This window comes from Glutamicibacter sp. AOP5-A2-18, from assembly GCF_052446055.1.
In the GTDB taxonomy this organism is placed as follows: domain Bacteria; phylum Actinomycetota; class Actinomycetes; order Actinomycetales; family Micrococcaceae; genus Glutamicibacter.
The window spans coordinates 1,473,919-1,497,003 of the sequence record NZ_JBQSVW010000001.1 but is presented as its reverse complement, the minus strand read 5'-3'; the positions used below and the strand labels follow the sequence as shown (position 1 = coordinate 1,497,003).

Annotated in this window: 20 protein-coding genes; 2 read left to right on the top strand and 18 right to left on the bottom strand. The window is 51.8% G+C overall.

Going from position 1 to position 23,085, the window contains the following annotated elements; genetic code table 11:
• Window positions 1-252: 252 nt before the first annotated feature.
• The 6 genes from ACT3RW_RS07055 to ACT3RW_RS07030 all read right to left on the bottom strand — a co-directional run bounded on the left by ACT3RW_RS07055 (window position 253) and on the right by ACT3RW_RS07030 (window position 5,252).
• Window positions 253-1,203, bottom strand: a complete 951-nt coding sequence (locus ACT3RW_RS07055) for an aldo/keto reductase (protein ID WP_444613280.1) — start codon at window positions 1,201-1,203, stop codon at window positions 253-255.
• 47 nt (window positions 1,204-1,250) lie between these two features.
• Entirely contained in the window at window positions 1,251-2,366 is a 1,116-nt protein-coding gene (locus ACT3RW_RS07050) for a PQQ-dependent sugar dehydrogenase (RefSeq protein WP_444613279.1), read from the bottom strand.
• 472 nt (window positions 2,367-2,838) lie between these two features.
• The gene (gene mutM / locus ACT3RW_RS07045; protein WP_131088048.1) at window positions 2,839-3,771 is read right to left on the bottom strand and encodes a bifunctional DNA-formamidopyrimidine glycosylase/DNA-(apurinic or apyrimidinic site) lyase; all 933 of its coding nucleotides are present in this window, start codon (window positions 3,769-3,771) and stop codon (window positions 2,839-2,841) included.
• A 9-nt stretch (window positions 3,772-3,780) separates the two neighbouring features.
• Window positions 3,781-4,458 carry a ribonuclease III gene (gene rnc, locus ACT3RW_RS07040; protein WP_444613278.1) on the bottom strand — a complete coding sequence of 226 codons (678 nt, stop codon included), beginning with the start codon at window positions 4,456-4,458 and terminating at the stop codon, window positions 3,781-3,783.
• A gap of 24 nt (window positions 4,459-4,482) precedes the next feature.
• On the bottom strand, window positions 4,483-4,686 hold the full coding sequence (gene rpmF / locus ACT3RW_RS07035) for a 50S ribosomal protein L32 (RefSeq protein WP_060701450.1): 204 nt from the start codon (window positions 4,684-4,686) through the stop codon (window positions 4,483-4,485).
• Window positions 4,687-4,703: 17 nt separating this feature from the next.
• Window positions 4,704-5,252 (bottom strand): YceD family protein, encoded by a 549-nt coding sequence (locus ACT3RW_RS07030; RefSeq protein WP_444614624.1) that lies wholly within the window; start codon window positions 5,250-5,252, stop codon window positions 4,704-4,706.
• Window positions 5,253-5,648: 396 nt separating this feature from the next.
• Here ACT3RW_RS07030 and ACT3RW_RS07025 point away from each other — a divergent pair, with 396 nt between their 5' ends.
• On the top strand, window positions 5,649-6,884 hold the full coding sequence (locus ACT3RW_RS07025; protein WP_444613277.1) for a CDP-glycerol glycerophosphotransferase family protein: 1,236 nt from the start codon (window positions 5,649-5,651) through the stop codon (window positions 6,882-6,884).
• Window positions 6,885-6,959: 75 nt separating this feature from the next.
• Here the strand turns inward: ACT3RW_RS07025 and ACT3RW_RS07020 are convergent, their stop codons facing one another.
• From ACT3RW_RS07020 to ACT3RW_RS06975, 10 genes are all read right to left on the bottom strand, one after another.
• Window positions 6,960-10,832, bottom strand: a complete 3,873-nt coding sequence (locus ACT3RW_RS07020) for a CDP-glycerol glycerophosphotransferase family protein (protein ID WP_444613276.1) — start codon at window positions 10,830-10,832, stop codon at window positions 6,960-6,962.
• Between the two features lie 150 nt (window positions 10,833-10,982).
• On the bottom strand, window positions 10,983-12,257 hold the full coding sequence (locus ACT3RW_RS07015; RefSeq protein WP_131088044.1) for a CDP-glycerol glycerophosphotransferase family protein: 1,275 nt from the start codon (window positions 12,255-12,257) through the stop codon (window positions 10,983-10,985).
• Window positions 12,258-12,305: 48 nt separating this feature from the next.
• Window positions 12,306-12,767 carry an adenylyltransferase/cytidyltransferase family protein gene (locus ACT3RW_RS07010; protein ID WP_444613275.1) on the bottom strand — a complete coding sequence of 154 codons (462 nt, stop codon included), beginning with the start codon at window positions 12,765-12,767 and terminating at the stop codon, window positions 12,306-12,308.
• A gap of 162 nt (window positions 12,768-12,929) precedes the next feature.
• On the bottom strand, window positions 12,930-14,210 hold the full coding sequence (locus tag ACT3RW_RS07005) for a stealth conserved region 3 domain-containing protein (RefSeq protein ID WP_444613274.1): 1,281 nt from the start codon (window positions 14,208-14,210) through the stop codon (window positions 12,930-12,932).
• A 298-nt stretch (window positions 14,211-14,508) separates the two neighbouring features.
• Window positions 14,509-15,399 (bottom strand): glycosyltransferase family 2 protein, encoded by an 891-nt coding sequence (locus ACT3RW_RS07000; protein WP_444613273.1) that lies wholly within the window; start codon window positions 15,397-15,399, stop codon window positions 14,509-14,511.
• A gap of 44 nt (window positions 15,400-15,443) precedes the next feature.
• Window positions 15,444-16,265, bottom strand: coding sequence for a CDP-alcohol phosphatidyltransferase family protein (locus ACT3RW_RS06995; RefSeq protein ID WP_444613272.1), 822 nt, complete (start codon window positions 16,263-16,265; stop codon window positions 15,444-15,446).
• A complete protein-coding gene (locus ACT3RW_RS06990; protein ID WP_444613271.1) occupies window positions 16,262-17,299 on the bottom strand; it encodes a glycosyltransferase family 2 protein in 1,038 nt (345 codons plus the stop codon). The genes ACT3RW_RS06995 and ACT3RW_RS06990 overlap by 4 nt, the downstream gene beginning before the upstream one ends.
• Before the next feature lie 7 nt (window positions 17,300-17,306).
• Window positions 17,307-18,026, bottom strand: a complete 720-nt coding sequence (locus tag ACT3RW_RS06985) for an ABC transporter ATP-binding protein (RefSeq protein WP_444614623.1) — start codon at window positions 18,024-18,026, stop codon at window positions 17,307-17,309.
• A gap of 148 nt (window positions 18,027-18,174) precedes the next feature.
• Window positions 18,175-19,023, bottom strand: coding sequence for an ABC transporter permease (locus tag ACT3RW_RS06980; protein ID WP_131088038.1), 849 nt, complete (start codon window positions 19,021-19,023; stop codon window positions 18,175-18,177).
• A 134-nt stretch (window positions 19,024-19,157) separates the two neighbouring features.
• Window positions 19,158-20,228, bottom strand: a complete 1,071-nt coding sequence (locus ACT3RW_RS06975) for an LCP family protein (protein WP_444613270.1) — start codon at window positions 20,226-20,228, stop codon at window positions 19,158-19,160.
• A gap of 462 nt (window positions 20,229-20,690) precedes the next feature.
• Between ACT3RW_RS06975 and ACT3RW_RS06970 the strand changes: the two genes are divergently transcribed.
• Window positions 20,691-21,404, top strand: coding sequence for an SGNH/GDSL hydrolase family protein (locus ACT3RW_RS06970; protein WP_444613269.1), 714 nt, complete (start codon window positions 20,691-20,693; stop codon window positions 21,402-21,404).
• A 205-nt stretch (window positions 21,405-21,609) separates the two neighbouring features.
• On the opposite strand, the gene galU is transcribed toward ACT3RW_RS06970, so the two are convergent.
• Complete coding sequence (gene galU, locus ACT3RW_RS06965; RefSeq protein ID WP_444613268.1) at window positions 21,610-22,509, bottom strand: UTP--glucose-1-phosphate uridylyltransferase GalU; 900 nt, start codon at window positions 22,507-22,509, stop codon at window positions 21,610-21,612.
• 92 nt (window positions 22,510-22,601) lie between these two features.
• Window positions 22,602-23,069 carry a pantetheine-phosphate adenylyltransferase gene (gene coaD / locus ACT3RW_RS06960; protein ID WP_131088034.1) on the bottom strand — a complete coding sequence of 156 codons (468 nt, stop codon included), beginning with the start codon at window positions 23,067-23,069 and terminating at the stop codon, window positions 22,602-22,604.
• Between the last annotated feature and the right edge of the window lie 16 nt (window positions 23,070-23,085).

Here is a 23,085-nt window from a genome sequence, read left to right as displayed (position 1 = left end):
TAACACTGTCCGTGCCTGCTTCACTGCTTAATGACGTGCCTGACGTGGTTAATTACGCTGTCATTAATACTTACTGCGGATGTTGCACACCTATTGGCGCGATCTCTAAGACCAGCCAACTAACTTCATGCTGTACTCACCGGTCTCGCGCTATTTAGTACTCGAACCGGATGCGCTGCACGTTCGGTGGCCACATCGTGGAATGTGCGCTTCTGGCAATAGCGGGTCGTGAAGTCTCTTCAAATGAGGTGCTTAAGGCAGGTTGTGCCCGGCAGCTTTATATAGGGTGTACCAATCGCTGCGGGTCAACTCAACATCTGAACCTTTGGCTGCATCCAGGATGCGCTGTGGTTTGGTACTACCCAAAACAACCTGAATTCCAGCAGGATGCCGAGTTATCCATGCCACTGCGATAGCCATTGGATCCACTTGATAAACGTCAGCTAGCCGATCCAGCTCTGCATTGAGCTCCTGGAAATCTGAGGAGCCTAGGAAGACTCCGTCTGAAATGCCTTTCTGGAACGGTGACCACGCTTGGAGCGTGATCTTGTTGATCCGGCAGTAGTCCAAGAGCGCACCGCCATCTCGGGCGATCGAGTCATCATGACCGGCAATATTAGTTGACAGACCCTGAGTGATAATCGGGGCGTGGGTGATGGACAGTTGTACCTGGTTGGCCACGATCGGTTGGGTGACCGCGGTCTTCAGCAGGTCAATCTGGCGTGCTGTGTGGTTGGAGACGCCGAAGGCCTTCACTTTTCCGCTAGCGTGCAGATGATCAAATGCCCTGGCTACTTCTTCTGGTTCCACTAGCGCGTCGGGGCGGTGCAGCATCAGAACGTCTAGATAGTCGGTATCCAAGGCTTTGAGAGATTCTTCTGCTGAGCCAACAATATGTTCATAAGATTGGTCGTAACCGGATGGGTTAACCAAGATGCCGGTTTTAGTCTGCAAGATAATCTCTTCACGCTGTGAGGAAGTTAGCTGTAGCGCTTGAGCAAAGCGACGCTCACAGTGGTGGTATCCACCACCTGGATGGTTGAAGCCATACAGATCTGCATGATCAAAAAAGTTAATCCCCGCTTGGCGCGCAGTGTCGTACAAGTTTCGGATCTGCTCATCGGTGTCCCCCGCGATTCGCATCATGCCGGCGATTATCGTGGATACCTGAATGTCGGTGCGACCAAGGGGAAGTGTCTTCATTGATTAGCTCCAGTGCGCGAAAGCGATGTTGGCTCTTAGCCTAACCCTCAGCCAAGCTCCATGCGCAGTAGGCGATCATCTTCATTATTCGCAGTTCCCCGCCCATCGGTGTTATTTGTCAGGATCAGTAGGGATCCGTCCGGTGCGGTGGCAACATCGCGCAAGCGGCCGTACTCGTCTGCCAGATGCTCTATGGACGTTGAAGTGTCTTGAAGCGGAACTTCCCGAAGTAGTTCACCGCGAAGGTTGGCTATCCAAATCGAATCCCCGGCAATAGTCATGCCGCTGGGACTTGCTTGGGATGGATCCCATTGCTGTATCGGATCAATGTACTGATCATCCGAGGCGATTCCTTCAACTTTTGGCCAACCGTAGTTCCCGCCGGGTTTAATAATGTTCAGTTCGTCCCAGGTATTCTGCCCGAACTCAGAGGCATAGAGGATCCCCTTGGCGTCCCAGACAATCCCTTGCGGATTACGATGTCCGTAGCTGTAGACGGGCGAGTTTTCAAAGGGGTTATCTTCAGGAATTTTGCCCTCAGGGGTGAGTCGTAGAATTTTGCCGGACAGTGAGTTTCTATCTTGCGCAGCCGAGCCATCCCCGGCATCCCCCACTGTCGTGTAGAGCATGCCATCGGGGCCAAAGGCTATCCGTCCACCGTTGTGGTAACTCGCCGAGGGGACACCTTCCAGAATCGTCTGGGGCTCTCCTAACTCCAGCGCCCCTGGCTCACCTGTGAGCGTGAAGCGTTCGATACGGTTTTCCTCACCTGCAGTGAAGTAGGCATAGAGGTACCGTTCGTGAACGGCAATTCCTAATAGCCCGCCTTCTCCGACACCGGAGACTGCTCGAATATTGCCCGCTTCTCTTTGATTTCCGTTGGCGTCAATTTCAAGTATCCTGCCGGAGTCCCGTTCACTTAGCAACGTGGTTTCACCGTGAAAAGCAATAGACCACGGCGCATCAAGCTCAGTGGTTAATGCCGAGATTTCCGAGGCTTCCGAGGCTTCTGAGGCTTCTGAGGCTTCAGGACTGGTTACCGCTGGCTTGGCATCTGCAGAGCACCCAGTCAAGAGGCAGATGCTGAGCAGGGGCGACAACAAGGTCACCGCTCGGCGCCGAGCCAAACGGTCATTTGCGGTGCAAACAATAGGGATACTCATCAGACATCTTTTCTCGTGGGCTCTGTGGTCACTAACCCTAGCGATTTGTTCATCGCTCTGGCAGTCCCTGTTTGTACCCCTACACAACGAATCGAACCAGGTCTAGGTCCATGGGGTACAAAGAATGGCTCCCTTGAGCTCGGTTTTCGTTATACCGACATAGACATGGGTAACAAGTCAGAGGTGCGAGAATTCTTGATTTCTTGCCGCGAGAAGGTGGAATCACCTCAGGTGGGACTGCCCACTGGCCAAAACCGGCGAGTCCCCTGGTTGCGACGCAGCGAGGTGGCCGACCCGAAGCCGGCGACGCCCGCGCGGCCGGCGGATCTATTCGGGACCATGAGGAATGGCTGCGCATTCGACGTGTATCTCCGGCACTATCCTGAGCCTGATCATTATCTGACTGGGCGCGGAAGCGCACGGCCTTATACAGGCCAAAGAAAGCTCTCAGCCCGAGACCAGCGAAGTGCGTTTACCGACCCCGCGCAGCACGTGGCCGCGGCTGACAGACCGGGCAACTATACGAAGAGCGACCCATAAACGGGTCACGGCGAATCAATGATTCCCTGCCCTGTTCGACGCACCGAAGGCATGTTTTCCCCTCGCGGCCGTAGGCGTTCAGTGAGCGCGCAAAGTAACCGCTAGCGCCATTTACGTTGACGTACAAGGAATCAAAACTAGTCCCACCGGCAGCGAGCGCGCGAGTCATGACGTCTTTCAAAGCATCATTAAGTCGTTGAACTTCGTTGCGCCGTATCGTTGCAGTTTTACGCAGCCCAGAGAGTTGTGCCAACCAGAGGGCTTCATCCGCGTAGATGTTGCCAACACCAGAGATGACTCCCTGATCCAAGATGGCACGCTTCAGGTCTGTACTGCGTTTGCGCAGGGATACGTAAAGGTCTTCTGCACTGCGGTATGGATCTAGCACGTCTCTAGCGATGTGCGCGGCGGCTAGCGGAATAGCGGCCTGGTCGCTTCCGTCTCCCCCAGGGAAACCGTCACTAGTTGGAACGAGCGGTGAGATAAACATTCCACCAAAGATGCGCTGATCTATGAATCTGAGCTCACTGGGATAATCCAAGTGATCACTGAGCGTTAGCCGGACTTTAAGATGTTTTTCGTCGGGTGCATCAGTTTGCTCAACCAGCAGCTGCCCGCTCATGCCCAGATGTGCCATCAGGACGGCAGGAGTAGCAAGCCCGTCAAGGCCCATCCAAAGAAATTTGCCTCTACGGGCAACAGAAGAAATGGTGCAACCGGTCAAGGTTTGCTCAAAGTCGATAACACCATCAAGGTGTCTTCTGACAGAACGTGGGTCCAACACCTGAGCGGTTTGAACTGTACGGGTGCGAACCCACTTCTCTAGCCCACGTCGGACTACTTCAACTTCGGGAAGTTCAGGCATGCGCAGTACCTAACGCTTAGGAACTTGCTCGCCAGGATTAAATTGCAGCCACGTTTGGTGGGCAGCTTCTTGCTCGGCCTCTTTTTTGGATGGACCGTGGCCTTCGCCGTAGCCCTTTTCAGCGATGCGCAAGGTGGCTACGTAAGTGCGGGCGTGATCTGGCCCGGAACCGGCAACGTCGTAGCGAAGTTCGCCCATTTTCTGCGAGGCAACAACTTCTTGGATGACAGTCTTCCAGTCGGTAGTCGCACCCACCAGACGAGGGTCTTCAAGCAACGGGGTAACAAAACGCAGGACAAATGCACGCGCGGCGTCCATCCCCTGCACTAGGTACGTTGCGCCCAAAATTGCTTCCATGGTGTCAGCCAGGATAGAGGACTTGTTTGCTCCGTTGGATTGGGCTTCGCCACGTCCGAGAAGCAGGTGTTCGCCTACTTGGAGGTCACGGGCAATGATGGCCAATGCGCGGGTGCTGACGATTGCAGCTCGACGTTTCGCTAGATCGCCTTCAGGCAGATCAGGGAAAGTAGCGTACAAGTATTCAGCTACGCAGAAGCCAAGGATTGAGTCGCCGAGGAATTCAAGGCGCTCGTTCGTTGGAATGCCACCGTTCTCGTATGAATAGGAGCGATGGGTAAATGCAAGACGAAACGTCTCGGAATCAATATCGATTCCGAGACGCTTCATTAGTTCTTCTTTAGAAGACATGTCTTAGACGTCTGCGACCTTGCGACCCTTGTACTCAAGGAACAATTCGGTACCAGCCGAGTCAGTCACAACCTTTGCCTGGTGAGGCAGGCTGTAGGTTACGCGACCGTTTTCAACGGTCTTAACCAAGCTCGGTGCGGTAGCCTTCCACTGAGAACGGCGGGCACGAGTATTCGCACGGGACATCTTCCGCTTTGGAACAGCCACGACTACTTCTCTTCTCTCTAGTCTAACGTTTTGTTTTGTGCCACATCTTCTGTGGCGTTGTCGGACAGCTGCGCTAGCGCTGCCCAACGTGGATCAAGAACCTCATGGTGATGCTCAGGTTCATCGTTGAGGTTGATTCCGCATTCGTTGCAGAGCCCCAAGCAATCTTCCCGGCAAACCGGCTGGAACGGCAGGGCGGTAACCACTGCGCTCCGCAATACCGGATCGATGTCAATCAAGTCACCGACTACCCAATACTGATCCACATCATCATCGTCTTCGAATTCTTCGCTCTCTTCATAATAGAAGAGCTCTTGAATATCAGCCTCGTAGTCGTACTCGATAGGATCAAGGCATCGTCCACATTCCCCAGCAATTTGCGCTGTAGCGGTACCCGATACCAAAATTCCCTCATGTACGGCTTCAAGGCGAAGATCTAAGCCAAGCTCAGATCCTCCACGAATACCGATGAGTGCATTTCCCACATCAGTGGGTGCCGGAACCTGCTCGTTTAGAGTCTCCATAGAGCCCGGCGAACGGCCGAGATCCCTGGTTGAAAAAACCAGAGGCGAGTTGCGATCGAGTGCGTCATGTGACGATCGATCAGAACGCTTTTCGCTAATGATGACTCCTACTAAAACATAGTCCGACATTTCATCTTAGCTTGCCGCGACCCAAGTTCCCAAACTGAAACCAGCCAAAGAACCCGGATGTTGGTGTTGCACTCACCACAGCCTATCGCAGTGTCCAGTAAAAGACCGAACACTACACAGCCAAACCAAGCGAAGGGCTCAACTATCGCAATTTATAAACCGCCTTGCACATTACCTGAGCAAATTTAGGTCATAAGCTCAAAATTCCCTATGTACATAGGCGTTTCAAGGCATGTCAACAGTCCTCAGCTAGATCTTGACCTTATGCTTATGAGAACAGGCAGTTACTAGCGGCAAAAAGGATTTGAGATGAAGGTGTTCAACACCCTGAACAGGGCGGCAAACTATGCCGGCCAACGCCTTGCTGCTAGGCAGCAACGACAGTTCATCACTCGTCATGCCACAGAGCTATTCCACACTCCTGTTGGTGACGCCCGTTATAAAGTCGCCCTGTACTTCGCAGATGAGATGGTCAACGCCTATCAGATTCGCCAATGGTACGAACCGATGAAACGCCTGGCTGAATTCCTGCCAGTTGTTGTCATCACCCGTCGCCCGGATTCTGCCTTAGCTTTACGTGAAGAATGCCCACTGCCTGTTCACTACGCGCCAACCATTGAAGATGTTGAGCGCTTAGTTGATTCCCAAGATTTGCGTCTGGTCTTCTACGTAAACCAGAACATCCGTAATTTCCAGATGATGCGCTTCAATGAACCCAACCACGTCTTCATCAGCCATGGTGAAAGCGAAAAGGCCTACATGTGGTCCAACCAGCTGAAGGCCTATGACTATGTCTTCTCCGCTGGCCAGGCCGCCCGCGATCGCCTGGAACTGCACTTACGTAACTATGATGCCCAAGAACGAACTCGTCTGATCGGCCGTCCTCAGATTGACGTTTCCTACTTGGCCCCGTACTCGCTGAACCCGTCTCTGCCAACGGTGCTCTACGCGCCAACGTGGGAGGGTGACCGTCCGTCAATGAATTATGGATCAGTTGTTTCGCACGGCGAGCAACTGGTTGATGCCCTCGTTAAAGACGGTGGCTTCAACTTGATCTTCCGTCCGCACCCACGCTCCGGAATGAATTCCGCAGCCTACGGGCAAATGGTGGAAAAGATTCGCCACAAGCTCGCAGCAGCCAATGCAACGTCGAGTGCTCGGTTACTCTTTGACGACACCGCGCATTGGGGGTGGCAATGGGCCGAATCAGATTTGTGCATCACCGACATCTCCGCAGTTGCCTATGACTTCTTGGCCACCGGTAAGCCGATGTTTGTTACCAAGCCAGTATCTAAGGAAGCCACGGTTACCGATTCGCCCGCATTGGCCAAGGTACCGTCGCTCAGCGCTGACGCTTCTCACGATGCGGCCTCGCTGATTCGTGCCGCTCTAGCTGAAGAGAACGCCAGCTTCCGAGAAGTTGTTGACTACTACTTTGGTGACGTGACGGCGGGAGCCAGCATGCATCGCTTCATTACCGAGTCACTCAAGCTTGTTGTTGGCGAAGTTCAGACCCAACAGTTGCCGATAAAAAAGGCAGCCTAAGGTCACCAGCTAAAAGAACGTTAACGAAATAGTGGAGTGCGAAGAAATTCGCACTCCACTATTTGCGTCTGTACCCTAAACCTTGACTGGCTCGACTAGCCGTTCAAATTGGCTCAGCGCACTTGCCTGATATTCTGCCGGATTAAAGGTCTTTTCAGACTGGAACCCGTTCAGGTGCTTGATCATGCCTTCAGCCAAACCGTCCGCTGAATTCTCTACGAGTAACCCGAAGCCACCCTCAAGCACACTGCGCGAACCCACAACGTCAGTTGATATAGCTGGCATTCCAAGCATCATTGCCTCGATCATGGCCAGCCCTTGACCTTCATAGTCTGAAGAGAAAACGAAGCAATCCGCAGTTTTCAAGGTAGGGAATGGGTTAGCAAGAAGTCCAGTCACCACTACATGTCCGGTCAGTCCTCGCGCCTTGATCTCATTTTCAAGGTCACTTCGCAGTGGGCCATCACCGATGAGCAACAAACGAGTATCTGGGTTCTGCTCATGAACCTGCGCAAAAGCCTGAAGCAGTTTCATCTGCCCCTTTTCAGGTGACAGGCGTGCCATGTTGGCGAAGACTGTCAGGCCAACACCATCAAATACATGAACTGGCTCTTCTAGAGTTGACCAAACTATCGGCTTTTCTAGATCCAAGAGGTTCTCAGAGACGGTGAACTTCTCTGGCTCTATACCGAAGAGTGTTGAGAGTTCCTTTTCATTCTGCTCCCCCACACTTTGAGTCACCGAGACCAATTGATCATAGTGGCGGTAGGTAGCAAACAACCCTGGCATTGTTCCGAAGCGAAGCTTCCACTCGCCCACCATGTCGTTGTGCAGGTAGATGTAGTTGCGTTCTGCGTTATTCCGAGCGGCAGCAAAAAGGCTGGCCCAGAAGCGAGAGTACCCTTCAAAGTTGATGGCGGCGTCAAACTTGGCATCGCCAAAGGAGCGTTGCATCTCTCGGGTCATGGTTTGCATGTGTACATTCTCAGCACCCGGCGAATCAAATCCACGATGTGCATGATAGCTATCAGAGACGTGACGTTCCTCCGCTGACATGATCGTTGCCCCAGCGCGCGGCAAGATCTTCACGTGTTCAGGCAATGAAGACAGGATCTCCATTGAGTCTGCGTTTTTGCTTACCGCGCCCATGTCTACCGCAACAGATACAAGGTACTTTTCTGGGTCCAAGGATCCAATGAGATTGGTAAACGCCGTGGCAATACCGTTGGGCTTAAACGGTCCTTGGAAGAACAGTAGCTTTGTGCGTTCATCTATTGCAGGGGTAAGAACATGACTCTGGTCAGCAAAGAAGAAGAACTCGATGACACGTTGGACAGCGTGCCCGTCTTCCATGGAAGCGAAGGTTTCCAGATTCGTCTCAAAATTCGGGTGCAGTAGTGCATCAGCACCGGCTAATTGGCGCTGCAGTTCTGTTGCTACATCCTGGATTGAGTCGAGCACTTCTCCAGGCCACGTGGAGCGCTCAAAGTAGAGTCCACGCTCTGCCTCATAGGCTTCAAAGTCAGGGGTATAGAAGATCACTGGCTTTTTCGCTGGCAAGAAGTCGTAGAAGATCGACGAGTAATCGGTGATCAATACGTCAATGGCAGCAAGTAGTTCATTGGTGTCAATTGAAGAAGGGACTACGGTCGCGTCCAGTTCTGCGTCACCAATGAGTTTCTCGGCAAATCGGTGCGCGCGGAAGAGCATGTGGTGCTCCCCTTGGGCGAGTGTGGCTAGGTCCTCGACCAGGCCACTGACATCGTAGGACTGGTCTTTGAGCTGGCCACGCCAGGTGGGAGCAAACAGAACAATCTTCTGATGGTTATTAGGATCAATCCCCAATTCGGTCAGGATTTCATTCCGTCGCTGCACGGTCATATTGACCATCTGGTCAATTCGAGGGCTTCCGGTCAGCGCAACCTGGGCTGGGAACAAGCCATCAAGATCGTGGTCCGTGCTCAGGGTCTTGAGCGTGTGGGCGTTCGGGACCATCATGTGTGTGGTCTGCAGGAAGTTGCGCTGCACGTTACGGTGCTCCGCCACTCCATCCTTCACGAGCTTACCCATGAACTTCAGCGGTGTACCGTGCCAGGTGTTTAATACCTGCTGGCCTTCACGGCGCGCGAAGTACGTTGGGAACGTGGCATTGTTGATCAAATATTTTGCCGTGCCCAGCAACCGGATGTATTTGTCAGAATGTTGCTTGATCACTGCAACATCAGGATCATTGGCCAGCTGTGCTGGAACCTCGGAGTATTCGTTGTACACCCAGGCGTAGCGGAAGTTTGCGAAGCGAGGATCCTGACGCATGCCGCGGTAGATCGCGTACGGATGGCAGTGAACATTCTTGCCATGTGAAGATTCGAAGAGCACCAGGTGCTCATCCAGCTCTTCAACTTCGCGGGCATGAATGGCTAGAGCACCACGACGACGGCCCACACCCTTAAGCGCATCGCCTAGTCCTGCTACTGAGATCTCAGTAAACAGAATCATGCCAACAAAGTACTGGCACGCCTTCTCAAATTCGCCTAGCTTGGCATAGGCCTGTCCGGCCCTAGCTTGCCACTGACGTTCTGTGGAGGATGCATGCCACAGTGCGGAGGAATACGACTGGGCAGCGACTGACCAGTCACCGGTGGCCGCAGCGATGGCAGCGCGTTGACGATGTTCATTGGCACGTAAGCCAGCTGCCTTGGAACCCTTGAACGAGGTACCGAGGTAGCCCCAATCGGAAGCTGCCTGCAAATAACGTTCACTTGCTTCAGCGAATCGGCCAAGCTGGTGGAGGCTATGGGCATAACGGAAGAGCGCAACTGAACTTTCAATGTGCTTCTGCTCCGGCAACAAGTCAACAAACTGGGAAAAGCTTTGTTCTGCGGCTTCAAAATCGCCTGCACGAGAGAAAACTCGTCCTTGGGCGTAGCCGGCAAGCACTCGTTCTTGAACAGTGTCGGCTAAATTCTGCGCGCGCTGGTAGTAATCCGCTGCCTGGCGGAATTCAAACAGACGGGTAGCCGCTTCGCCGGCCCGGTAGTTCAGAAGGTAAAGATTATTGTTTTCTTCAGTGAGCGAAAGCTGAGTTTCATAGGCATCTAAGGCCTTATTCCAGCCATCCTCACGTTCGTGAATCTTGCCGATGCCAATACTTTGAACAGTCTTATCACGCGAGCGAAGTACAGCATTTGAATACGCTACCTCAGCTTCGTCCTGCTTGCCTTGTTCTTCGAGGCTACGTCCCAAGCCGTACCAATAATTCACATGGCTATCATCAAGTTCTAAGGCTTTACGATAATACTTTTCTGCCTGCTCGAACCTGGACATGTACGTTGCGGCTTGCGCAGTAAGGAAGAACCACTTCGGATCATCGGCATGCTGGTTTTCATGTTGCACGCGAACATCTAGTTCACGCCAGCGCTGGCTGTTATTCAGTAGGAACGTGGCGATCGCCGAAGACGCCTTGGGATCATCCGGGAAATCTGAGACCAGCCCATCGAGGACCGATGATGCTAGGTCACCTTTTCTGGCCACGCGGGCACAACGGGCCCAGCGGATACGCCACGTCATCTTGCTCGGGTCACCCTGGCATGCCGCTTCAAAAAGCTCTAGGGCGCGCTCATACTTCTTTAGACGCTGCATGGTTAGAGCAAGTGTTTGAATCCAACCGTATCGATGGGGCTGACGAGCGATAGCCGCTTCAATTTGGTGCATGGCCTTGGTGTACTGCTTGCACTTGTATAAGCTGAATCCGTAGCGGAATTGAATCTCAGATGATTGCGAAATCCCGGTGGACAACGTCCGCTCGTAGTACATTGCGGCAATCTTGTAGCGTCCGAGGCGCTCAATACGACGCCCTAACCCCAGAGCAACACGAGTACGAATTACATCCACCAGATTATTTCCTTCAAACATGGTCTTACTCTTGAGTACCAACCAACGAGTACTCACATAACTACCGATTCTGCCCTAATCTATTCGTGATTTACCCGATTGCGATGAGAGTGTTGGACTCGCGTCGGACAAAACTAGTGGCGGACCAAAAACACCCCAAGTCAACCGAAGGAAGACTTGGGGTGTTGATGAAAGACTATTTCAGATTTAGCTGTGCCATCCGCGGAAATTAACCAAGCTGGCTTCACGCTCAACAATCAGTTCCTGCACAAACTCTTGGAACTTCTTAGTTGAATCACCACGGCGCAAGTCACCGAAGTAGAACTGACGCATCTCTAGACGCTGTGCACGGTGACTATCTTCAGTCAATGCATCCTCTAGCAACGCAGGAAGTTCTTCAGAAGATTTCTTGTCAACAACGTGGCAAGCCTGAGCGATCGGCGCATCACGATGCAGGTTTTCACGGTTGTTCCGACGGTCCGAAATCACCAAAGGCTTTTCCGGATGCAGGTACAGGTAATCCAACCCAACGCTGGATACGTCGGTAATCAAGGCATCGGTGGACTCGAACATAGCAAGGATATTTCCCTGCTCGGAGATCACATGCTCGTTGCCTTTTTCAATGGCAATCTGGAGCAGTTCCTTGATCTGGCGGTGCGCTTGAGCCACGCCTGGAGTCTTGCTTGACTGCACTCGAGGATGAGGCTTGTAGATGATCCGCAAATCCGGCTTCTCCAGCAGAGCTTCAATAATTGCCACACCGTACTGGTCCAACGAGGTGTAATTATTGTCCTCGTTTTCACCTTCCCACGTTGGCGCATACATGACGTCAAACTTTTCGCTTGGTGCAAGTTCAGGTTTGAAGTCAATGTCCAGCTGTGGGCGTCCAGTGACCAGCAATTTGTTGAAGTCAAAGTCAATCAGCATAGCCTCATGACGCTTGATAGCTGCGGGGCCAGCAACAAAGACCTTGTCATAAGCTTTGGCTTTGTTTGAAACCATCGAAAGCTTGTCGCTCTCACCGTGGTTAACGTGAACATGGACCAGACGAGGATGATCCAAAGACTGGAAGTTACTACGTGAGTTGTTTACGTAGATGACCAGCTTGAGATCATTGTCGTCGTAAGCGTCCATAAGATCTGAGAAACGGCGCACAAAAATCTTAGGAAGATCCGTCACCTTACTTGCTGCATTAAAAGCACTGAGGGTGCGGAAGACCAACAGAACTTGTTCTTTCTCATGCAACTCTTCAAGCACAGGCAACCACTGATTCACCTGGTAGATCTTGTCTGCGCCGTCGCCAAAGTACACGGCAACGGAACCAGGCAACGGCACGTTGGATACACCAACATTGGCGCCAGCCGGCTTATTAACAAAGCCCATGGCCCGAGTCAGACGCTTACCCTCAGGCCGGCGTCCAACCTTGCGTAGTGCGACTTTAACGCGGGACTTGATAGAGCTCTTGATATTCAAGCTAGACATAGAATCTTTCAATAAAAGGCTTCAGCAATACGGTGGTTAGAACTACGTTTAGCTCAGTTCTTTAACGATCTGGCTCAATGTATCCAGAGTACTCTTCAATGAAGCCACGTGACGCTCGTCGAATTCACTCAGAACGCGCTTTAGCTCAGTGGTTGAGATTCCATCGGTACGTGGCAAGTAGACAACTTCAACCTCGTCACCGAGGTCATCAAACTTGCCCTTCCAGTCCTCGCCGATTCCAAAGACCTTTGCGTCGTACTTGGCGATGTCCAGGCGCTTCTGCTCCCAGTTCTCTTCCGGAATAGCCAAGTCAACGTACTCAATAGCCTGCACGATTTCGCGACGCTGCTCAAAAGGAACCACTGGCTTCTTGCCCTTGATGGCGTTGAATTCATCGGTCGAAACACCGACGATCAGGCGATCTCCCTTGGCCTTAAGTCGCTTCAAGATATTGAGGTGACCGACGTGGAAGAGGTCGAAAGTGCCGTAAGTAAGAACAGTTTTGGTCATTTGTATTCTCCTGCGGTAGTGAGCAAAGCACCTCGGTGCCGAGGCCTAAATCACAGGTCCAGGTCCTCCTGACCTGTGGTTGCTCATGTATTTGATTATTTGACGTCTGAAAGCTTCGAAAATCATGTCATGCTGAACTGGACGAAAACTGAATGTAGCGCGTCATTTCTCGTATGAAGATTTAAACGGGAACAGCGAGTCAAGCACCCTCTTTGCCAACTGACCGCGTTTTTCCTTCTCGCTGACACTAGCAACTTCATTCAGACAAAACATTTGCCGCCCGCGGCCTCGAACAAGTCGATAGAGCATCATCGGCAAGTGCTCGCCGCCTAAATCAACGTACGAATAGTTAATGTTAGCCGGTACGCCAACTCCCTCTGCGGCGGCGACGTAGTGCGCTAGCGACGACGGTACCGAAATATCATCGACGTGCCTGAACTTATGTCTTGACGTCGCGCTCACCTGTTCGGGAAAAGATTCCCTAATGAGTTTATGGATACTGCGAAGTTGCGGATGCGCAACGTGCTTAAACTTCCGTGAAGTCGTCTTCCCGTATTTTGTCTCAATCAAGCCAGCATTCAATTTAGCTGCAAGGTTTACCGCAAGACGGGGGTTCGCGGCCTCAGCGTAGTGGGCTTTGGCGAGTGAATACTTTACCGAACCACTTCCGGTGAAAAACACGTTTGGTGACATTGGTCGTCCGAAGAAGATATCGTCATTGACGTAGATGAAGTGCTCTGAGAGACCTTCGATATTCGCAAGCTGACTTTCAATAGCATGCGAATTGAATGTGGGGAGACATTCTTCAGGAGATTCAAAGATCTCCGCATGGCTGACAAGCTTGATTTTCGTGTTTTCGGTATTCAGCCAGCAAGGAACTTGCCCCGCTGTAACCAGATATATGTTCCGGATCCACGGCATGTTCATTTCCAAGGACCGTAGAGAATACTTGAGTTCATCCCGCGACGTATAACGGCCTAAATCACGACTGGTGGGATGCGCTTCTCCTGCAGGGACGGACTGCTTGAATTCACGATACGAGGTTTGCCACTCTGGATCAGCAGAATCTACCCAAGTATAAACGGCATCTATAGGGGAAGTGAAGTCGAGAATGTCCGGTGCATAGGACTTACCGTCAGAATAGACGGCCCACAAAGCGCCAACACCAGATAGCAGTTTGCGGGTGTTGCCTTCCGAAGTATTGGAGCTTTGGACGGACCATACCTGCAAGGCACCGACACTAGCTGCAACAGAATCAGAACGGGTGATTCTGTGTCCAACTGCAGCGAAGCCGTCGACTAGCCGAGCCCAATCAGATTTTGAAACAATGGAAACGCCCAGCAAAGGATCCAGCGAAAAATCAATGCCTAGACGTTTAGCTATCGAACGGGTACTAGCGATATTCGCCTCACGAACATCAGTAATGCGAAGCGAAGTATCCACGGCGTTGCTGGTCGACCATGCAAGAACCTTCTCCCAGAACGGATCAGGGAGACTACGGCTTAGCCGTCCTCTCCACCCGTGGATTCCCAAATTTCACACCGTCCAGCAGTCGTAAGTAACACACATGACAAAGAATTCCATGCTTCGTTCAAAAACATCTTACCGTCTGTTCATCTAAAGTTTGAACTGCGCAGTGAGAAACATCGTACTAACAGGATTGTTTGCAGCTTCGTTTTTGACGGCAATTAACGGTGCTCAGTTGACACCATAGCACCACGACTACGGCTGCTGAGTTGTGTTAGATAATCGGCGGTCGCCCAGAAAGGGTCATCCTCAGCAAAGTAATCCAGCGAAGCTTTGCCCGCGGTTCCTTGTACCACGGGCTGCCTTTCCAGCCTGCCTTCCAGCCAGCCAGATACTGCTTGACTGCGTTTGGCTTGTCTCGCATGCGAAGGCATTCGATCAGCATCCATGTGGTCGGGTAGATAAAGCTGAAGGGAGCTGGCAGGTTTCGGCGAGCAAGCCACACCCGGTTACGCGCATTAAGACGGTAGAACTCTTCGTGCCTTCGTGGGTCAACTACTGGATGGGCGATACGCATATCGCCTGCGTACCAGACGTAGGTTCCGGTATCCCAAATACGCCATGCCAGTTCAATGCCTTCGTGGGCGTACCAGAATCCGCCAGCCCATCCGCCGGTGAGGTCGAATAGCACGCGAGTCGTGACCAAGCAAGTTTCGCCAACATGGAATACTCGGCTCGGTTCTTCAGCAGTGCGCTTCTTTAGACGTGGAATCCAACGGGTTGGATCTTGATCGCTGTGCTCCGGGTCAGTGATTCGTGGCTGAAGAAGACCCATGCGCGGATACTTTTTGAATCGCTGCACAGCAGCAATCAGAAAGTCATCATCTAAGAACCAGGAGTCATCATCCAGGAAGCAAAGATACTCCCCCTCGACTTGCCCTACTCCTGCGTTCCTACCGGCAGGAATTCCCAAGTTCTCCGGTAAAAAGTGAGTCTTGATGCCTGCAGGTATATCGGTTGGGTCCCAACCGTTTCCCACGACTACGGCATCAATGGTGACGTCTGACTGCGACAACAATGAGTCAAGAGCCCGACGTAGCTCGACCGGACGGTTGCCCATGGTCAGTACGACAACACCGATTGTTGGAGCCAATCGCTTTTCCATGAACTCCCCTTTCCGTTTATTCGAATTGATACTGCGTCCAAGCTCTAAGCCTTCAAACGCGACGACACCATGTTTGATAGGAAATGGCCAATATTCACCAGCACACATGCCGGTAGCAGGATCCAAATCATCCACTTTTCAGCTAGACCCGGAGCTCCAGCTAGAGCGGAAATAATGGAGCAAACCAGAATGAGCAAGCTTAGTTCCACGGCGTGCAATAGACGGTGGAACGGAAGGAAGCGTGCAAGCGAGCGCAGGCGGCCAATCAAAGTGGTCGTTGAAACTGCTCGTGCTTCGGCAGTATCTGGCAATTTAGTTAGACCCGCCATGCCACGCGCAGCATGAACCATAAGCGACTGTGAACGGTTCAGGATCAGCAAGACCGACAGACATGCACTCATAAACAAGGTCGGCCAGGCTTGTTCAGTGAGCATGCCATCAGCGGACAGCTCCTTGAACACTCGATAACCCAAGGCAATGGGAATCAATGCCTCGGTGGTGTGGTGACCCACCATGTCGATGAAAATTCCACGTGGAGATTGTGAAGCGCGCCAGCGGGCTACCTCACCATCTGAACAGTCAAAGTACAACTGCACTTGGGACAGCACTACAGCAAGTACGGGCCCCCAGATGCCTGGGATCAACAGTGCCAAAGACATGCACCAACCAGCCAGAATCATCAAACCGGTCACGCCGTTGGCTGTGATTCGAGTTCTTACCAAAACTGCGGTCAGATAAATTGAGATGTGTCGCAAATACAGTTCAGCAGTCCAGTGTTCCGCGTTTTTCCTTGCTTTGACCTCCGGCGGCTGGCAAACAGCGCGGAGTTGCTCAAGCGTTGGATTTTTTGGGCGTTGAACGCTCACTTAACACGACCCTTATCCAAGGTACCTGCGGCACCAAAAATACGGCCCTTCAAATAACCAGCAGCCCACGGAAGGTGAATGGATTGGAAAGCCGCAGCAGTCAGAAGTTTTTCTTTTAAGTTCTCACCCTTGGATGCTAATCCAGCTGCCACCGTGGCCGCCGCATAAACCATGGGCGCAGAGGCAGCAAGGTTTACGAGTGATTGCACCGGTGGTGAAACACGTCCGCGCGTCAACGGCGCGAGGATCAACGCAACGGATCCAATGCCCACACCGGCCAACAGTAATGGCGGGATGTCATGTCGCAATGATTTCCCCTCCGGGAATCTGCGCGCAATCTCTCCACGCCAAGTTCCTGAGGCAAAGGACTGGCGTGCTAATGCCACAAAATTATCTCGTGGGTAATATCCAACTTTGAGTTCCGGATCAAACCAAACTTTGTGTCCCGCCTGGCGGATACGCAAACACAGTTCCCAGTCCTGAGCTCGCCACATGTTTTCGTCGTAGAAACCAACTTCATCAAATACTTCGCGTCGGAAGATTCCCAAGTAAGCAGACTCGGCTTCACCCTCAGGCGCACCGGAATGGTATGCCGGTCCCCCAAAACCAAATTTGGAGTGGTACGCCGCTGCAATAGCGCGTTGTACAGGGGTTTTTCCTCGCGCGTCCATCAGCCCGCCAACGTCGTGGGCGCCCACGCGATAAAGCGTTTCTACACCCCGACTCGTGTAATTGGCGGGAAGCTCACTATGCGCGTCAACACGCATAATGATGGGATGAGATGATTTTCTGATAGCTAAGTTCAGAGCAATCGGCGTACGTCCGAGCGGATTGTCGACCAAGATCAGCCGAGGATCCGAGGCCGCTAATCGCTGCGCAACTTCATCGGTATCATCGGTGCTTGGACCCAGAGCAATAATCAGCTCTTTATCACCGTCATAATCCTGGGTCAGAATTGAACCGACTGCTTCTTCTAGATAATCAGCTTCATTCAGCACTGGCATGACGTACGATACGCCGGGAAGTTCAGTCATTCGTCTCTTACTTCTTATGTTGCTGGTAGGCCTTGATCACAGTGTCCGGGTCGCCATCCATCTTCTGGACGCCTTTTTCAATCCAGATGCAGCGGTTGCAAGTTTCTTTAATGGAATTCATCGAGTGAGACACCAAGAACACGGTTCCGGCGTTCTCGCGGATCTCCCGGATCTTGGCTTCGCTTCGCTTTCGGAACTTAGCGTCACCAACGGCCAAGGCCTCATCAACGATGAGAATGTCGTGTTCTTTGGACGCAGCGATTGCAAACTTCAGACGAGCGGCCATACCTGAGGAATACGTTCGCATTGGAAGATCAATAAACTCTTCCAACTCTGCAAACTTAGTGATTTGCTCACGCATCTGCTCAACCTGCTCACGGTTGTACCCCAGAGCTAAACCACCCAAAGTGATGTTCTTGTCTCCGGAAAGATCCGGGATTAGTGCTGCTCCAACGCCAAGCAGACTTGGACGAGAGCGAGCATACACAGAACCTTCGGCAGGCGGAGTTAGCCCTGTGATGGCACGCAGCAGAGTTGACTTACCGGAACCGTTGGAACCGATAATTCCGATGGACTCGTTTTCATACGCAACGAAAGAAATACCCTTCAACGCGTGTACGGTCCTGACTCCTCGCATCTTTGGCTGAAGGAGCTTACGAGCGCCAGCGTTGCCCACGGCTTTACCACTGGAAAACACTTGGTACTTCACGTGGAGGTTATCGACCATCACGACAGGCTTGCGCAATTCATCGATCTTCAACGCAGAAGGCTTAATGTCCTCTGGTTTCACGACGTCTATGAAAGACGTGTCGTCCGAAAAAATTGGCGCAGGCTCATACTCTGGATGCAATCCAGGGTTGATCAGATCATCAAAACTAATTGGCACGGCCGTAACGCTCCTCAGCCTTCCAGAAGTAAACAAGTCCAACGGCCAGTACTGCAACCGCCCAAACGCTGACGATAACCCAGCTCATCGGATTGTACTCAGAATCGTTCATGATCATTGCTCGAGCAAGATGCAGGGTCTGATACAACGGGTGGAATTCAAAAACGGTTACCAACCACGGCCAGCTGCTAAGGAGTCGGTCAACGTCAAAAAGAACGCCGGAGGTGTAGAACAGCATGCGGGAGATTAGCGGGAGAATTTGGGTGAAGTCTCTAACGTGAACCGTGATTCGAGCACACATCAGTGCAATGCCCATGTTAAACACTGAGAAAATGGCGATAAGTGGAATGACCCCAAACCACGACCACTTGGGTGTAGTTCCGAGAATCATTGAGTAGATGAACATGACCAAAACCATGGGCATCAGCGTAAGTAGGTTTTGCGTTACCTGAGCTACCGGCAGGCTCAATCTGGGGAAGGAAAGGGACTGCACTAAGGCCGAGTTTCCCGTGATTGACTTGGCGCCGCCGTTCATCGAGCTGGTGAAGAATTCAAAGAGAAAAACGCCAATTACTACGAAGACTGGGAAGTCTGGTCCCTTCTTGTCCCCCTGCAAAACACCGAAAATAACGCCATACATGATGGCGTTCATGGTCGGTTTCAGAACAACCCAAATCATTCCAAGGCGGTTCTGCTGGTTCTGTTTCTGAACTCGAGCCTTCGCTAACTCATAAATGAATTCGCGGCGCTCCCAAGTTTGCCTCAGATAGTCGCCCAGTGAAGGACGCGCACCTACTCGGTGCAGGCCGAATTTATCGGCCTCCTCTGCAACTGTCATCCCCAAAAGTCCTCATTCTCGAAGCTAACTGTGGCTCGGTTCGTAAGCACAGATGTTCAAAGTCTAGTAGATCGGATCATCGATCTTCGTGATTCAGTCTGATTATCAGTCGTTTTGTCACGCCCATCACAAGATTATTCACTTTCAGGTGGATTTACCTTGAGGTACTCCGCCATGGTGTCCGTACGCAATGCCTCGCCAATTCGGTCAACGGCTTGCTCACTGGCAAGCTCTATCGATTGCCCTTGGGCATCGACCGAACTTCCCGCGGTAGGCATTGTAAACATAGCCATATTCCTTGTATCCACGTTCTTTAGCTGCATTCCAAGGCCAACCAAGGTTGCTGCATCAAAATCTTCATCAAAGGTTAGGTAAGGCGAAACGGTGTCCACAATGTCGTAAAGCTTGACTGGATTCGTCAGCGTATCCGAAGACAAGAGCTTGTTGGCGACCGAGGCAATGAATTTTCGCTGGTTGACTACGCGCTGATAATCACCGTTTGAGAATGACTTACGTTCTCTAACAAACCGAAGGGCCCTGTCTCCTTCTAGGGCAACTGTGCCCTTTGGATAGAAGTAGTCCGTGTCATTTGCAGTAAATGGAAGGTCGTTCTCCACGCTCACACCCCCGAGTGCGGTCGAGAGCTCTTTGAAACCTTCAAAATCGACCATGGCGACATGGTCGATTTTTGTATCAAACATACCTTCGACAGTCTGCATTAGAAGCGGAACGCCACCCAATGACACTGCGGCATTGAGCTTGTTCTGACCATGCCCGGGAATATCCACATACATGTCTCGAACCATGGACATGACGTAAATCTGCGAACGGTCTTCCGGAATATGCACAAGCATCATTGAGTCACTACGCTGCTCGACAGCACCGGTCAAAGCAGCTGATCCGTCACTGTCATCATCTGCATGATCCACACCAAGCATTAAGACGTTCATCGACTTGTCGTCAGGGTCCTTCACGGGACGGGCTTGCTGGTCTGCATCCGAAAAAGCCAAAGACAGCGAATTAGATTTTGAGTTGAACTGTCGTTGAAGATCAAAGACGTAGTAACCGGCTCCGAGCACACAAACCAACATCACTGCAACGACAGCGACGAAGACAGTTCTAGTTCGTTTCTTCTTTTTTCGTTCTACCGCTTTGCGCGTACTACGTGACGCAAAACCTGACGACTCAGGGACTTCTTTTTTCAAACCAACTCCACGGGGATGACACACGCCGAAGCAAACCAACGATCCGCGAGACTTCGCGCAAGCAAACAGAATACCGACGCTAGTTGTGTTTACCCTGAGCAAAATCAGCCGACTCGCTAGTGATAATTACCACGATTAATCCACGAAATCAGAGAATGAACCGATCAATATTGCTTTGATACGTCATTGATCTATCGAATTATTCAAGAACGGAAGTTATTGAAACGAAAGCCCAATACGGGTGTTTGGGGTGAAACAACAATAACAAGCCGGCAAAATCAGATTCCAAAGGAGCGAGTCGGACGCGCCGCCAAAGTGCGATGCATGTCACCAGATCTCCATGTTGCCCGACACCCAGTATTCACACTCCACCGATAAACTAAGCCCTGTCGTCAAGAAGTATGAGAAACGTATATGTGGGAGTGCCGAGTGCCTGACCACCCCAGTACCGATAGGAAATCCGTGGGTCGCAAGCTAGCAATCGGACTAATCATATTAATCGTTCTTGCCGTAGGAGCAATTCCGGTAATTCGAAGCGTCACCACCTCTTCAGATCAGGCCAATGAGTCACTACCAAGTACCGATCCGCAACAGACCACCACGATCAACACTTACGACCGTGTGCTGTTTGCGGGCGATTCCATCACCGTCGGTCGTGATGCTCAGGAACTGCCCAGGAGCTTTCGTGAACTTGTTGAGCAAAAGCTCAGCAGCGGAGGAACGAATTCAATCACGACCATTGCCAAGTCCGGTGCGAAGTTAAAGTACATCGCCGAGCGCAAGGAACTGCCCTCAAAAGTCGACCTGGCGATCGTTGAGCTGGGGACCAACGACATAAGGGGACGCACACCGGCCCAAGTGTTCAAGCGTGAATATCAGGCATACTTGAAAAAGATCAAAGCCAGCTCGCCAAAGGTAAAACTGGTTTGTCTAGGCGTGTGGCATGATTCAAAATCAAAGAATACTCAAGCCCTAGATCGCATCATTCGCGAATCATGCTTGCAAAACGGTGGCACTTATATTCAAATCTCCGACATTTTTGATCAGCCAGCCAATCGTGGGCCTGCCGGCGCCGTCACTTGGAAAGGGAAGTCAGACGCATTCCATCCAAATAATTTGGGTCATCAGGCCATCGCGAAAAGGCTTAGCCGCGAACTGGGGCTGCAGGCCAAATAAGATTTGGGTTTAGGCGACCCATTCCGTTCTGGTATCTCTAGTGGCAATTCAGCTTCACGATGGACACATTTCAGCACCAGATCAGCTGAACCTTTGGATTCCACGAAGTTGAAACCTGAACCCTCAAAATCGAAGTGGCGACCTAGATTTTTCTAGGTCGCCGCTTTTATAGCGTCTATGCCATCCGGAACAGGCCGGGAGCTCTCTAGTCGTCGAGTCCTGCTACAAAGTCCTTCAGCCAGGTCTTGAGTCCTGCGCCGAGATCTTCGTGGTCTACTGCCAGAGTGATATTTGCCTGAAGGTAGCTCAGCTTGTCACCAGTGTCGTAACGGCGTCCACGGAACACAACAGCGTGCACACCAGCGCCCTCTCCTTCTGCAGCAGCAAGAACTTGAAGAGCGTCAGTCAGCTGAATCTCGTTGCCTCGTCCTGGAGCGGTGTGCTCAAGTACTTCAAACACACTTGGGTGAAGAAGATAACGTCCAATAATCGCCAAGTTGCTTGGTGCTTCGTCCACTGCCGGCTTTTCAACAAGCCCGTTGACCTTGACGTATTCTTCGCCTTCAACGACTGATACGTCGGCGCAACCGTATGCGCTAATCTGCTCTGGCTCAACTTCCATCAAAGCAATCACAGAACCACCGGTTTTTTGCTGAACTTCAGCCATCACCGACAGCAACTCGTCACGTTCATCGATCAGGTCATCGCCAAGCAAGACAGCGAATGGTTCATTACCGACGTGCTGCTTAGCGCACAAGACTGCATGGCCGAGCCCCTTTGGGTCACCCTGGCGGACATAGTGAATGTCGCCCAAGTGAGTTGCTTCGTGAATTGCAGCCAGTTTTTTCTTGTCGCCCTTAGCCTCTAGCGAGTACTCCAACGATGGAACTCGGTCAAAGTGATCCTCAAGAGCCCGCTTACTACGGCCGGTGACCATCAAAAGGTCGGTGAAGCCAGCCTTTACAGCTTCCGAGACAACGTACTGGATAGCTGGCTTATCGACAACTGGCAGCATCTCCTTTGGCATTGCCTTGGTTGCTGGCAAGAAGCGAGTACCCAAACCTGCGGCTGGGATTACTGCTTTAGTGATGACTCGTGGATTCATTTTAGAAATACCGTCCGAAAAAGTGAGAGTGATCTTTCAAGACCCTAATCTTATATCTACCCTGTGTAATTACCAATTGCGTTAAGCATCAGCTATTCAAGGAGCCGTTTTTTGACTGAACGAGGGAAGTACTCGTCAACGTCTCCACCCAGTGCTTGAACTTCCTTCAAAAGTGAAGAAGACAGATGAGTGAAACGAGTATCTGCCTGCAGGAACACCGTCTCGACGCCAGTTAAGTGTCGATTCATGGTCGCCATTGGGATCTCATAGGCGTAGTCCACAGTGCTACGAAGTCCTTTGACTATGGCCTCGGCACCGTTTTCCTTGCAGAAATCAGCTAGGAGCCCCTGTCCCATCGGGACAGCTGTTACGCCGCGCAACCCCCCGACGGTCTCTTCAACCATTGCTACGCGCTCGTCTTCACTAAACCGATACTTCTTGGAATAGTTCGTAGACACAGCAACGATCACCTCGTCAAAAAGGCTTGCCGCACGCGCAATGATTTCAACGTGACCATTGTGGATTGGGTCAAAGGATCCGGGGCATACTGCTCTTCGCATGAACTGAATCTATCAA

Excerpts from the sequence above, each read along its gene's own strand:
- ACT3RW_RS07000 (WP_444613273.1), bottom strand. The coding sequence starts at position 15,399 with ATGGAAAAGCGATTGGCTCCAACAATCGGTGTTGTCGTACTGACCATG.
- coaD (WP_131088034.1), bottom strand. The coding sequence starts at position 23,069 with ATGCGAAGAGCAGTATGCCCCGGATCCTTTGACCCAATCCACAATGGT.
- ACT3RW_RS06980 (WP_131088038.1), bottom strand. The coding sequence starts at position 19,023 with ATGACAGTTGCAGAGGAGGCCGATAAATTCGGCCTGCACCGAGTAGGT.
- ACT3RW_RS07055 (WP_444613280.1), bottom strand. The coding sequence starts at position 1,203 with ATGAAGACACTTCCCCTTGGTCGCACCGACATTCAGGTATCCACGATA.
- rnc (WP_444613278.1), bottom strand. The coding sequence starts at position 4,458 with ATGAAGCGTCTCGGAATCGATATTGATTCCGAGACGTTTCGTCTTGCA.
- ACT3RW_RS06990 (WP_444613271.1), bottom strand. The coding sequence starts at position 17,299 with ATGACTGAACTTCCCGGCGTATCGTACGTCATGCCAGTGCTGAATGAA.
- galU (WP_444613268.1), bottom strand. The coding sequence starts at position 22,509 with ATGAATCCACGAGTCATCACTAAAGCAGTAATCCCAGCCGCAGGTTTG.
- ACT3RW_RS07050 (WP_444613279.1), bottom strand. The coding sequence starts at position 2,366 with ATGAGTATCCCTATTGTTTGCACCGCAAATGACCGTTTGGCTCGGCGC.
- ACT3RW_RS07015 (WP_131088044.1), bottom strand. The coding sequence starts at position 12,257 with ATGTCTAGCTTGAATATCAAGAGCTCTATCAAGTCCCGCGTTAAAGTC.
- mutM (WP_131088048.1), bottom strand. The coding sequence starts at position 3,771 with ATGCCTGAACTTCCCGAAGTTGAAGTAGTCCGACGTGGGCTAGAGAAG.
- ACT3RW_RS07010 (WP_444613275.1), bottom strand. The coding sequence starts at position 12,767 with ATGACCAAAACTGTTCTTACTTACGGCACTTTCGACCTCTTCCACGTC.
- ACT3RW_RS06985 (WP_444614623.1), bottom strand. The coding sequence starts at position 18,026 with ATGGTCGATAACCTCCACGTGAAGTACCAAGTGTTTTCCAGTGGTAAA.
- ACT3RW_RS07025 (WP_444613277.1), top strand. The coding sequence starts at position 5,649 with ATGAAGGTGTTCAACACCCTGAACAGGGCGGCAAACTATGCCGGCCAA.